General features: G+C 49.5%; 12 protein-coding genes. 3 read left to right on the top strand and 9 right to left on the bottom strand.

The features are described 5' to 3' along the window. The 3 genes from VIN66_RS17340 to ccoG form a co-directional block, all read right to left on the bottom strand. Nucleotides 1-258 (bottom strand): DsbA family protein (locus tag VIN66_RS17340; protein ID WP_331925152.1); only part of this gene is annotated, 258 nt, incomplete at its 3' end. A gap of 50 nt (nucleotides 259-308) precedes the next feature. Beyond that, nucleotides 309-1,304: a serine/threonine protein kinase gene (locus VIN66_RS17335; RefSeq protein WP_331925151.1), complete on the bottom strand. Its 996-nt coding sequence runs from the start codon at nucleotides 1,302-1,304 to the stop codon at nucleotides 309-311. Further along, a complete protein-coding gene (ccoG, locus tag VIN66_RS17330) occupies nucleotides 1,301-2,731 on the bottom strand; it encodes a cytochrome c oxidase accessory protein CcoG (RefSeq protein WP_331925150.1) in 1,431 nt (476 codons plus the stop codon). The genes VIN66_RS17335 and ccoG overlap by 4 nt, the downstream gene beginning before the upstream one ends. A gap of 266 nt (nucleotides 2,732-2,997) precedes the next feature. Between ccoG and VIN66_RS17325 the strand changes: the two genes are divergently transcribed. Together VIN66_RS17325 and VIN66_RS17320 are read left to right on the top strand one after the other, a co-directional pair. Next, on the top strand, nucleotides 2,998-3,360 hold the full coding sequence (locus VIN66_RS17325; RefSeq protein ID WP_273023070.1) for a hypothetical protein: 363 nt from the start codon (nucleotides 2,998-3,000) through the stop codon (nucleotides 3,358-3,360). Between the two features lie 15 nt (nucleotides 3,361-3,375). Then, complete coding sequence (locus VIN66_RS17320; protein ID WP_331925149.1) at nucleotides 3,376-3,798, top strand: DUF3010 family protein; 423 nt, start codon at nucleotides 3,376-3,378, stop codon at nucleotides 3,796-3,798. A 13-nt stretch (nucleotides 3,799-3,811) separates the two neighbouring features. On the opposite strand, the gene VIN66_RS17315 is transcribed toward VIN66_RS17320, so the two are convergent. The 4 genes from VIN66_RS17315 to VIN66_RS17300 all read right to left on the bottom strand — a co-directional run bounded on the left by VIN66_RS17315 (nucleotide 3,812) and on the right by VIN66_RS17300 (nucleotide 7,843). Then, nucleotides 3,812-4,132, bottom strand: coding sequence for a replication protein RepA (locus VIN66_RS17315; protein WP_134053278.1), 321 nt, complete (start codon nucleotides 4,130-4,132; stop codon nucleotides 3,812-3,814). After that, complete coding sequence (locus tag VIN66_RS17310; RefSeq protein ID WP_331925148.1) at nucleotides 4,089-4,787, bottom strand: division plane positioning ATPase MipZ; 699 nt, start codon at nucleotides 4,785-4,787, stop codon at nucleotides 4,089-4,091. Before VIN66_RS17310 ends, VIN66_RS17315 begins: the two co-directional genes overlap by 44 nt. A gap of 196 nt (nucleotides 4,788-4,983) precedes the next feature. Then, entirely contained in the window at nucleotides 4,984-5,772 is a 789-nt protein-coding gene (locus tag VIN66_RS17305; protein ID WP_331925147.1) for a peptidylprolyl isomerase, read from the bottom strand. Between the two features lie 67 nt (nucleotides 5,773-5,839). Next, nucleotides 5,840-7,843: a DNA topoisomerase III gene (locus VIN66_RS17300; protein ID WP_331925146.1), complete on the bottom strand. Its 2,004-nt coding sequence runs from the start codon at nucleotides 7,841-7,843 to the stop codon at nucleotides 5,840-5,842. A 165-nt stretch (nucleotides 7,844-8,008) separates the two neighbouring features. On the opposite strand from VIN66_RS17300, the gene VIN66_RS17295 reads away from it, so the two are divergent. Then, the gene (locus VIN66_RS17295; RefSeq protein ID WP_331925145.1) at nucleotides 8,009-9,811 is read left to right on the top strand and encodes a hypothetical protein; all 1,803 of its coding nucleotides are present in this window, start codon (nucleotides 8,009-8,011) and stop codon (nucleotides 9,809-9,811) included. A gap of 23 nt (nucleotides 9,812-9,834) precedes the next feature. Here the strand turns inward: VIN66_RS17295 and VIN66_RS17290 are convergent, their stop codons facing one another. Further along, entirely contained in the window at nucleotides 9,835-11,154 is a 1,320-nt protein-coding gene (locus VIN66_RS17290) for a HAMP domain-containing sensor histidine kinase (protein ID WP_331925144.1), read from the bottom strand. Then, nucleotides 11,144-12,508, bottom strand: coding sequence for a sigma-54 dependent transcriptional regulator (locus tag VIN66_RS17285; RefSeq protein ID WP_331925143.1), 1,365 nt, complete (start codon nucleotides 12,506-12,508; stop codon nucleotides 11,144-11,146). Before VIN66_RS17285 ends, VIN66_RS17290 begins: the two co-directional genes overlap by 11 nt. Nucleotides 12,509-12,684 lie beyond the last annotated feature (176 nt).

The raw sequence follows: 12,684 nt of genomic DNA, 5'->3' as shown, positions 1-12,684 counted from the left end.
AGGTGATGCGGCACGTAAAAAATCGACATGCATTTTTTTAAAACTGGTACCATCAGGCAGCTTATGCTCCACGCTCTGCATTATCGGTTCAAACTGGTAGCAATGCGGACAGTAAAACGAGAAAAACTCTTTCACTTCCGGTTTGCTGGTCGCGACATCAGCCACCACATCGTATTGCTTGCCTTGCTCATACTTCGCTTCGGCGCAGGCCGTCAGCGGCAGCAGTAAAGCCATTGCTAACACAAACAGTTTTTTCATGCTCAGTAATATCCTCTGATGCAGTAAGTTGGACACAGCTTAACAAAAACTCAGTAGTCTGGCACTAATGAAAGCGGCGGCTGCTGTAACAGAAATAATTGCTCTTTTAATGCCAGCACCTGTTGTTCCCAGTATTTGTCTGTACCGAACCATGGAAAGTTCATCGGGAAAGCCGGATCCTGCCAACGTCTGGCCAACCAGGCCATGTAATGTATCATTCGCATTGCCCGTAAAGGCTCGATCAGCTTGAGCTCGGCCGGGTCAAACTCACAGTACTGCTCGTACTCTTCCAGCATCATTTCCAGTGTATCGCGCTGCTGCTGGCGGTCACCGGATAACATCATCCATAAATCCTGAATTGCCGGGCCCGAGCGGCAGTCATCCAAATCAACAAAAAAAGGTCCCTGCTCGATGTAGAACAGGTTGCCGGCGTGGCAGTCACCGTGCAGCCGGATCATATTAGTGGGTTGGTATTGCTCTGCGCACAATGCAATGACCTGATCCAATACGCTATCAAATGCCGGACGCAGGTAGCCGGGGATCAGCGACAGTTCAGCCAGCAGTTGCCGGCTTTGGAGTAAATGACTATCGATACTGAATGCCGGACGATGCACAAAAGCAGTTGCTTTACCGACCTGATGTAAACGGCCGAGAAAACGCCCCAGCATGGCCAGTTGCTCGTCATTGTCTATCTCGAGCGTGCGGCCACCACGGCTTGGAAATAATGCAAAAGAGTAACCGGCAAACTGTAGCAGGCTGTTACCCTTTACTGCTAAAGGCGTAACAACCGGCACATCGGCCGCTGCCAGCTCTGCTGCGAACTGATGCTCTTCCAGCAATTGCGCTTGTGTCCAGCGCTGTGGCCGGTAAAACTTGGCGACAAACTTTTGTGGCTTGTCATTGCCGGCCTGATACGCGCTGAACTGGTAAACGCGGTTTTCATAACTGTTCAATGCCAGCAAGCCTGAACATACGTCCAGGCCTTGCTCGGTCAGCGCATCCAGGATCAGATCCGGCTGCAGTGTACTGTAGTCAAATGTGGTCATCGGTTGCCCAGGAAAAACTTCGTTGCCTGCTGCAGCTGAACTTCAGCGTTATCCTGCTGCTGAACGGTAAACGTAATTTCCAGTGAGCGCTCTTTCGTGCTGTAGGGATCCAGTGCCAGACTGATTGACACACTACCGGTTTCACCACCATTTAAACTGACCTGATGCGGGCCTATCCAATTAAAGCTGGCATCTGCCGACACGCTTAAATCAAACACCACTGTATGCTGGGATTTATTGGAAATACTCAGCGTGTACGTATTTTCGACCAGGCCATCATTGTTGGTGCGGAACAACGCACCACGGTCACGGATAATATTCATTTCCAGCGGCACCCGGCTGTACAACGTCCAGGCGAAAGCAGTGCATACCGCCAGCAATACCAGCAGATAACCCAACAACTTAGGCCGTAACACCCGGGTATGCTTGCCATTTAAGCTGTGCTCGGTGGTGTAACTGATAAGCCCCGGCGGATAGCCCATTTTACTCATGGTATCGTCACAGGCATCAATACAGGCGCCGCAGTTAATACACTCATATTGCAGGCCGTTACGAATATCAATGCCGGTAGGGCACACATGTACACACAAGTTGCAATCGATGCAGTCACCTAAGCCTTTTTCTTTGTAGTCTTTATCTTTGCGGCTACGCGGACCGCGGTTTTCACCACGTTTCTCATCATAGGTCACGGTGAAAGTATCTTTATCAAACATGGCTGACTGAAAACGGGCGTACGGACAAATATGCGTGCACATGATTTCCCGCATCCACCCAGCATTACCGTAGGTGCAAAGCGTAAAAAACAACACCGATATCACTGCCCAGAAACTGGCTTCCAGCGTAAAAAACTGCATAAACAAATCGGCCACAGGTGTGAAATAGCCAACAAAAATCAGCGACGTCAGTAGTGAAAATGCCAACCAGCAAAAATGTGTTGCGGCTTTTTTAAAGAATTTAACGCCCGACCAGGGCTCGGCATCCAGCTTCATACGCTGGTTGCGCGTACCCTGAATTTTTTCTTCAAACCAGATAAAAATAAAGGTCCACACTGTTTGTGGACACAAATAGCCACACCAGACCCGGCCATAAAAGGCGGTAATAAAAAACAATGCATAAGCGGCAATAATAAAAATCCACGCCAGAATGGTGAAATCCTGTGGCCATAACGTCAGCGCGAAAATATTGAACTTCTGCTCGGTAATATCAAGCAAAATGGCCTGATGCCCTTCGTACTGTAACCAGGGCAACAGCATGAACAAGCCCATGAATACAAAACCCATATAACGGCGAACCGCCTGATGTAGCCCTTTTACCGCCCGCACATAAATGCGGTTACGCGGTGCATACTCTGGTGCCTTGTTTGCACTGGGTGTATGCACTTCAACATACACGGGAATATTTTTAATATCTATCTTTTGCTGATCCACTACCGACCCCGATACTGCTGTCTGCACTTGCCGCTGATTATAACAGCTTACACGCTGAATTCTTTGACCTGTGACAAAGCAAATTCTATGCCCTCATTAAGGCCGCACTAAATAACAATTCACAGCGCCAAACTGACAACATTGTTTACAGTTTTGGGGTTACTATGTCATCCAGGTTTACACTTTTCAGATATCAACACAGTGCCGATGCATGCACCGCTGCAATCCGATACAATAGCTGCGTGTATTACCGGAGTTCAGACGTAATGAAAAAGTTTTTCTGGTTAGTGGTGATAGTGCTGTTAGTGATTACCTTTTCGGATCACGAAAAGATTAAGCCGTATAAAGAGCAATTGTTTGAAGCGATTTTAGATAAGGCCGCGATAGCGGGTGACAGCAAAGAAGGCGCCCTGCGTAAAACCCGCAAGCAATTACTTGAGTTGTCAGAACAATGGGGCGAAAGCCAGCGCGCTCAGCTGGAAAAAGCAACCAGTAGTATCGACAGCCTGAAACGTTTTCGTCTTAATTACTGCGTAAATAAAGACTTCAGCCCCATCTTGTATGGTGAGCCGTTACAGCAGACCTGTGCAGTCATTGAAAATAACTATCATAATTTAACCCAACCTTAAGCAGAGGGCTGTGCTATGCGTACTTGTGGAATCGAGATCAAAGGTAGTGAAGCCATCATCTGCCTGATGGCGTTAAAAAATGGCTTGTTCGAACTGGCCGACTGCCGGCAGAACCGCTTTGCACTAAGTAAAGATGCCGACCAGCAACAGATGCGTCAGTTTCAGTTTACGTTTGCCAAATTTATTGAGGATTACCAGATAAGTCAGCTGGTGATCAAAGAAAGACCGCAGAAAGGCAAATTTGCCGGTGGCGCAGTAGGTTTTAAAATAGAAGCCGCGTTGCAGCTTATTGCCGGCTGTAACTGCACTATTATCAGCGCCACGGAATTAAAAGAAAAACTAAAGCGCCACCCGTTACCAATCGACTTTAAAGATACCGGTTTAAAAGTGTTTCAGGAAACGGCGTTCCTGGCCGGCTATGCCTTTTTGATGAAATAGCCGGTTTCATCCACTATTTCTTCTTTCTGGCCAGTTGCCGTTTTACCGGCTTGCTGGCCTGTAAAATCAATTTGCGGATTAACTTAGATTTGGCTTCGCCGGTTGCCTGGCTCAGCTCGTTTAACGCATCTATCGCTTCCTGGCTTAACGTGAAGGTGGCATGGCGCATCGGCAGCCGGGTAGTATCGTCAGTATCATCCGCATCCGGCAGCCGTAAACTCACGATACGCGGCATGCCCATCGCATAATTATTAGCATCATCAATAAATTCGTCTGCCGTAAAACCGGATTTACCGTGCGGCTGCGACTTTTTCTTCAGATCGGTCAGCGCCATCTTCTTGTATCGCCTTCATTGCCAGTAACTCGGTCACTATATCACGGATCTCCTGCGCGGCTTTACCGTCAGGCTCTACATCCATTACAGACAAACCTTTTTCTTCGCTGTCATCATAAGCATTGCGATTGTAAGTAATAGCATCCAGCACCCGGATATTAAAAGACTTACACACTTCTTTTGCATCCAGAATGCGGTTCGCCTGATTTGGCAGCGACGGGCACTGCGTAATGACGCAACCAACAATCATGTCCGGATTTACCACGTTGCAGGCACTGACCAAATCTTCGAGGTGCTCCAGCGTTTTCAGGTCGCGCCGCTTAGGCCGTAATGGAAACAGCACATGAGATGCCACCACCATCGCGGAGCGCAGTGCGACGCTGTCCTGCCCACCACAATCGACGATGACCACATCGTAATGCATTTCAAGGCTTTTCAATTCATAACGGATTTTGCCATACATTTGCACGCAGTTTATCCAGGGTAAATCAGCATCGAGGTGCCGCTCCTGCACCCAATCGGACGAGGTGCGTTGCGGGTCGCAATCAACCAGCATGACATTGGCCTTCTTCTCACGGGAAAAGTACACCGCAATATTCTGTGCCAGACAGCTTTTTCCGCTGCCTCCTTTTTCTCCACCCACTAACAAGATCATCAGGCTACCCTCACTTACACCAATTAGCTGTCATAATTTCAGACAGGGCTGTGGCATAAGTGTAGATGACATCACTGACTTGACCAGCGACACAGTAGAAAGATTTCTGCTAACCGGATGCTTTAAAACATAATAGTGCCCGGTTAAAACAAAAAGCGGAGCTGTTGCTCCGCTTTTTTACTGTGATTTTCGGCCTTTAACCGCGACGACGTCGCAGCGCCAATAAACTCAGTGGTAACAGCAACCAACCAAAGCTGCCGCCACTGCTGCCACTATCACCACCAGAGCCGCCAGAACCACCGGTATTGGTAGTAGGAACCAGCGTCAGGCCAGAAACGGTATTAGTGCGGTTATCCACAACCACCATAGATTCAATAGTAATCAGGTTGTCAGCCACCAGCGGCTTATTATCATCATAGTCTGAATCAGAGTAGTTGAGCAGCGGAAGATCAGCTGGCTCTGGCGGACCAAATACGAAGAATTTATATTGCGGTATCGCGGCAATAGCGTCTATCACAGCCATATCGGTACTGCTAATCTGGCCAAATACGGTATAACCACTATTTTGAAAATCCAGATTAGACGCATTATTCACTAAGTTAATAAACCACTGGTTTGTCGCACTGTTCGGCTTGTTGGGTTGTTTGGCCATAGCGATGGTGGCGCGTACATTAGACCATTTTGGTTCGTTAATAATCGGGGAATTTGTTGCAGCGGCTTTAAGTGGCAGTTCTTGATCAAACACATAACCACCGCCCTGAACCACAAACCCTGGTATAGAACGGTGAATAAGAGTGCCATCATAGCGGCCCGAACTGACATAATTCAGAAAGTTCTGCACTGTTACCGGCGTACTTTCATCGTACAGGTTAATTTCAAACTTACCCACATTGGTAGTCACCTCAACGATAGTGGCCTGTGCCAGGCCACTGCAGCCTAGTACTGCGGTCGCTAATAAGGCTTTAAAGCGTTTTGTTGCTGTCATTATTGTTCTCCGTAATTTGTGCTGCAGCTTAAATCAGGCTACAAAACAAAATCCAGCAGGATAACAATTAATTACGTTTAGCTTTTGCCACTGCCGCGCCAGTGGTCTTACGCCGATAGCGGCGGTTTGCCTGAGCGCCTTTTACCGCAGCGTTTTTTCTACCGCGCCAGCGTTGCGTGGGCTGCGTTGGCAAACCAACAGGAGTTGCATTGGCCGCTCCCTGAATTAACAGCTGTAGCTGCTGCAACAGCGGTTGCATAAAAGCCTGATAACTTTGCTGACGCTGGCAGATAGCATTGAGGGCGGCTTCCCAGCGCGCTGTCATATCCGGCGTCACCGCTTCAGCAGGCAGCGCGTTAATCAATGCAACACCTGTTGCAGTGGCATGGATTTGTTTGCCGCTGCGCTGCAGAAAACCACGTTTAAACAGCAATTCAATAATGCCGGCCCGCGTTGCTTCAGTACCAAGCCCATCGGTATCGCGCAGGATTTTGCGTACTTCATCATTGGTCACATAACGGCTAATCCCCGTCATTGCAGCTAAAAGTGTGGCGTCAGTAAATGGCTGCGGTGGGCTGGTATTTTTGTCCAGTACCTTTGCCGCAATACATAACAAAGGCTGGCCAACCACCAGAGCAGGTAAAGTACTCTGTAACTGGCTTTGCTCGGCTTCATCAGCGGTAAGCGCTATTTTATCGCCGCTATTATGCGCTCTGAACAGCTTCTTCCAGCCTGCACTGCGCTCCACTCGTGCTTTGGCAATAAAGCAGCCGCCGGCAATAGTGACTTCTGCCAGCGTATCGCGGTAGCAAAATGGCGGATAAAACTGCGCCAGATACTGGCGGGCTATCATTTGATATAAACGCTGCTCAGCAATACTGAGCCGCCCGGCTGGCATGCGTTTTTCAGTCGGAATAATGGCATGATGCGCATCTACCTTGCCATCATTCCACGCTCTGTTGATTAACGCAGTATCTGCTTGCTGTACGGCCAGCGCTAACTCAGGTTCATTCACAGCGACAGCCTGGGATACCGCTTTAACCTGCTTCAAATGTTCTTTTGGCAGATAACGGCAGTCAGAGCGGGGGTAAGTAATAAGCTTGTGCTTTTCGTACAACTGCTGGCAACTATCCAACACCTGCTGTGCCGTCATGCTATAACGCTTCGCGGCCTCTATTTGCAGAGTTGACAGGTTATAAGGTAACGGCGGTGCCTGCTTAGCCTCTTTGTGTTCAAGCTTGCTGACCACGGCCGGTTGCTGACAGATTTTCTGCTGCACTTTCTCAGCAAGCGCCTTTACCAACATCCGGCCTTCGTCATCCTGCCAGGGCGCACAAGCACTGCTCGGCTGCCATAGTGCAGTGAAGCGCTCCTGTTGCTCTGTTTCCAGTTCAGCCAGTACCTGATAAAAAGGTTTGGCAACAAAGTTTGCAATGTCCTGATCGCGTTTGACCACTAAACCTAATAGTGGTGTCTGCACCCTGCCCACTGATAACACGCCCTGATAGCCGGCTTTCTGCCCCTGCAGGGTATAGGCTCTGGTCATATTCAGCCCATACAACCAATCTGCCCGGCTACGTGCCAGAGCTGACGTCGACAATGGGATAAAGTCACGGTTAGGCTTTAACTGGGTAAGCGACCGCTTTACCGCAGCCGGATTCAAATCACTGATTAACAGCCGCTGTGTGCCCGCCAACTTGCTTTCACTGACACCACAATACGCCAGCACCTCATCTACCAGCAGCTGGCCTTCACGATCCGGATCACCAGCATGAACCAGACTGTCGGCCTGTTTTAACAATTTCTTAATCACGTTAAGCTGCTGTTCAGCTGACTTTCGTACTTTTAACAACCATTTGTCCGGTACTATCGGTAATTGTGCCGCTTGCCAGCGTTTGTAGTCAGGGTGGTAATCCTGTGGTTCAGCCTGTTCCAACAGGTGCCCGATGCACCAACTGACCACATCACCGTTGGCCAGGCGGATAAAGCCTTTGTCTTTATACTGAGGTTTGGGCAATACCGCAGCAATAGCCCGGGCGAGGCTGGGTTTTTCGGCAATATACAAGATCATAGCGACACCAAACTGTTTTTATATACAGTATATTAGGCGGCAAGATAGCGGGTTGCAAAGAAAATGTAATTAAAATTTGGTTTTAATAAAAAAGTGCTTAGAATGAGGGCGTAGTAGTACTCTGTATTTGACAGTCATTCCACCCGGTCAGTTGGATAAATAGCAATGCAATATAGTGAAGTTAAGAAGATCTGTGATGAATTGCACAAAACAGGCAAACCTGTTTCATTAGATTATTTAATTTCTAAAGTGCCCGGTGCGCAGGCCAGCCTGGTCGTGCATTATCAAAAATGGCGAAACGAACAAGCAAACAGAGCACCTGCCCCTGTCAGTACAGACAGTTTTTTTAGTGAAGACTTTGTCTCTGCCTTTCAGCGTGAATCTGAGCAACATGCGAAAAAGCTAACAGATCAGCTAAATCAGCAGCTGCAACAAGCGATGCAGGCCGAAGTGCTGGCAGCAGAACATAACCGAGAGCTGCAACTGGAACTGGAGCAACTGCAACAGCGCAAAGCCGAGCTGGAAAACAGTTTGCAGCAGCAACAACAACAGCTTTCAACTCAGGCAGAGAAATATGCCAGCCTGGTCAGCGAGCGGGATCAGGTTCAGACGCAAAACCGCGACCAGCAAACCAAGCTGGAACAATACAGTGCAGAACTAGAGCAGCTAAAATCTGAACTGGCGCTGGCAGATCAAGAAGTCAACGACAGTAAAACGAAACTTGCTCAGCTGGAAAAAGCGCTGGAAACAGCCACTCAGCAGGCCACAGATGCCAAGAGCCAACTTGGCGAAGCTAAAGCAGAAGCCGAGCAGCTCCAGCTGAAACTGATTGCAGCCCAGCAAGCACAGGACGAGCTGGAAGACCAACTGCAAAACGAGCAGCAACTGAATCAACAGAAACTGCAGCAGCTGCAATCTGAGCTTGCAGCGGCAGAGCAGGAATTAGAGCCACTACAGCAAAAAGCAAAGTTAGCAGAGCAGGCCGAGCAACAAATACAGGCGTTACAACAGGCTGAAGCAGCTATTAAAGCTGAACTGGACAAAGCGCGCCAGGAAAGCAAAAAAGCACAGCAGGATTTGCAAACCCGCGACCATGACGTCACTGAACTGGAAGCCATGCTGAGTGAATTTGAGTCGAAGTTGCAACAGGCCACCAAAACAGAGACACAGGCAGTAGCGCTGAATAAACGCTTACAAGCTCAGCTTGAACAGGCACAAAAAGCCCAGTCAGGCGGCGAACCGGTTACCGTCGTTGATCAGCAGGCAATCGCTGAAGTGGAAGCCAGGCTAACGGCTGAAATCGACACTGTGCAACAGCAACTGGAACAAACAAAACAGTTAACTGAAAAACTGACAGCTGAGCGGGATGATGCGCTGGCAAAGCTTGAACAAGCGTTGCAGCAGCAAAATGAAGTGGCAGAGCAGGTACCTGCTGAACAAAATGCATTAAATCAGCAAGCGGAAGAAACCATTTCGCGGCAGGAAAAAGAGCTGGAAGCGCTTAGCAAACAACTTAGCGAACTGAATAAAGAGCTGGATCACAGCCGACGTGAAGCAGATGTGCAGCGTGATAATGCATTTAAAGCGCAGGAACAGCTTGATGCAATGGAAAAAGCACAACACACCGCCGATATCGACGATTCGCAGGATATCCAGGCAACGCTCGAACAGCTCAAAGCCAATAACGCTATGCTGAAAGAGCAAAGTGCCATCACCGCTAATCATCAGGCGGAGCAACGTGAAGTTATCCGTCAGCTGCGGGAAGAATTGCAGCAGCAACGCGATCTGGTTGCCGATCTGCAACTGGAGAAAGATAAATTCCAGAAACAAAAAGCTCAACTTGAACAGCAAGTTAGCTTTGTTAAAGACAACGCTGCGGCCACCATTGAGCGCTTAACCCGCTACCGTGAGCAGGCACAGGAAAAAATTGAGAAACTGGAGAAGAAGCTAAGCAAAGCCTCTGACTAGCCTTCGCCGTTAGTTACCTGACGCTACGTTTTAAATGTTATTCTGAAGCAACTGCCGGGCGCTGCGCCCGGCACATACTGCAGCTGCGCGTCCTGAGCCTGCAGCAAAGCCCGCGACAAACTTAAGCCAATACCTGAACCCTGTGGTTTAGTGGTAAAAAACGGAATAAATATCTGTTTGGCAACCTGCTTACTGATCCCCGTCCCATTATCACAAATATCCAGCTGCCAGCCATGTTGGCGGTTTTGCTGTAAAGATATATCTATTTGCCTGTCGGTGATTTGCTGCAGCGCATCTATCGCGTTGTGTAACAGGTTAATCAGGACCTGCTCGGTTAATGCTTCATCCAGCCACAGCTTAGCCTGGTCGGGTAATGCAAGCTTCAGCTGAATATTGTGTTGGGCAAGCGCAGAACGCTGTAACACCAGGCAATTGTTGATAATGGTAACCAGGTCGGTCAACTCTAAGCTGGCTTTCACCGGTTGACTAAGCTGTTTAAATGACAGAATAAAGGTGGAAAGATGCTGGCCTCTGCGTTCTATGGTCGCCAGAGCTTCTGCTAAATCAGCATGATCATCCTGGCTCAGAACATGGCCAGCCTGCGGCAGAATATGCAGACAACTTTGCGCCAGCGACGCCATCGGTGTCACCGAATTGGCAATTTCATGTGTCAGCACCCGTGTCATTTGCTGGTATGCCTGCACTTCTTGCTGTAACAATGCCTGATTAATACTCTGCAACGTCACCAGCTTACGAACCTTGCCCTGCAACCTGGTGCACACTATGCTAACGGCCAGCCGGTCAGTGTAGCCGGGCTGCGTCCACTGCAGCTGGCCCTGATAATGCCCTGTGGTCGTTTGCAACATGCTGATAAGCGCCTGCAAATCTGTACTGCTGACCCGGCCTTGCTGCAGTTCAGTATATTGCTCCCCCGACAACAACCGCGCCGCAGCCGGGTTAGCTTGTAACAGGCAATTATCTGAACTGAACTCCAGTACTGCAACATCAAGCTGGCTAAGCAGTGTTTGCAGATATTGAGCTCGCGCTTCAGCTTGCTGCCGGCTGAGGCTCAGCTGCTGTTGGGCATCGGCCAGCAAGCCGCTAAGCTGCGGCTGCCCCACAAGTGTCAGTGAAGTATCCTGATTGACCAGCGCTCTGAGTACCAGTGCTGTCTGCCGTTGCTGTACCCGGCTCAACTGCCAGATCATTACAGCAACAAGCACCGTAGCCAACGTCATTGTCACTGCCAGAGCAGACGGCCCTTGCTGCCATTGCAGGCAAGCCAGCACCAGCAGCACAGTGAAGCTCAGTAGTAAAAGTGGCAAACGCAGATTAGAGACCATATTTTTCCAACCGCCGGTATAGCGCTCCACGGGTCAGCCCCAGAGCTTTGGCTGCCTGACTAACGTTGCCCTGATAGTATTGTAGCGCCTGACGGATGGTTTTCTCTTCAACAAACTCCAGCATAAAATCTGCAGCAGTATCAGCAGCACCGGTTGCCACCGATGCTGCACTGGCCGCTGATCGTGCGCTAACTGGCTGGCTGAAATCCAGCATATTGTTATCTGCCAGTACTACAGCACGCTCTACCGCATGCGCCAGTTGCCGGACATTCCCCGGCCAGTCGTAGTGCTGCAGATAACGTAAATCTGCCGGGCTGATTTTCAGCCCGTCACGCTGATAATATTCGCTGAATTTGTGCAAATACCAGTTCAGCAGCAACGGTATGTCCTGCTGACGCTCCCGCAGCGGCGGCAACACAATTTCTACCGTATTGATCCGGTACAGCAAGTCTTGCCGGAATCGTCCCTGCGTCACCGCCTGGTGCAGGTTGTCGTTGGTAGCACAAATCAGCCGGATATCTATGGCAATACTCTGGCTGCCACCTACCGGCACCACAGTGCGCTGCTGCAGTGCGGTGAGCAGTTTCGCTTGCTGCGGCAAACCAAGGTTCGCCAGCTCATCGAGAAACAGGGTACCACCACTGGCCTGGACAAAACGGCCACTGTAATCGGCTTTGGCATCGGTAAAAGCGCCTTTTTTGTGACCAAACAATTCACTCTCAAGCAGGCTGTCACTGAGACTGCCCATATCAACCGTCACCAAAGGCGCACCAGCACGGGCAGATGCCTGATGTATCGCCTGTGCAACCAAGGCTTTACCGGTACCACTTTCCCCCAACAGCAGCACATTGGCTTGTGTCGGCGCCACCTTCTCAATGGTGCGCAGCACCTGCTGCATTGCCGGACTATCTCCGAGTAAGGGTGTGCTGTCTGAGTCTGTTGCTGCGCGGACTGGTGCCTGCGCAGCAGGCGTCTGCTGAGATGCCTGACGTAACGTGTCAAGCAGTTGCTCATTTTGCCAGGGTTTGGCAATAAAACTCACCGCGCCCAGTTGCATTGCTCTTACAGCCAGAGGCAGTGCAGCATAGGCTGTCATCATCACGACTTTAAGAGTGGGCTGTGTTGCCAGTGCCTGCTTTAAATAAAACAGACCTTCTTCACCGCTTTGCGTATCGCGGCTGAAATTCATATCCAGCAACAGCAGATCAAATGTCTGACTGGCCAGAGTGCTGATTAACAATGCCGGTTCATGCAAAGTCACGACACTGGCAAAATGCTGTTTCAGAAAAATACGGCTGGCGGTGAGGATATCCTGGTTGTCATCCAGTACCAGCACGCTATGTGGCTGCTTCATGCTTTAATCCCCGTGTGTATTGCAGCACCCTACCTAAAACCACGCAATCAGGCAACAAGCTTTTAAATCCAATAAGTTACCGGCTTTTAACACTGTCCGTTAATGGACACCCTGTTGTACCGCCAGCGGACACCCCTGGCCTTGTAAAAATTTAAACATTTGAATTTAAAAAAATA

It is taken from the genome of Rheinheimera sp. (assembly GCF_036568245.1).
Lineage (GTDB): Bacteria > Pseudomonadota > Gammaproteobacteria > Enterobacterales > Alteromonadaceae > Alishewanella.
This window is presented reverse-complemented; position numbering and strand designations above follow the sequence as displayed.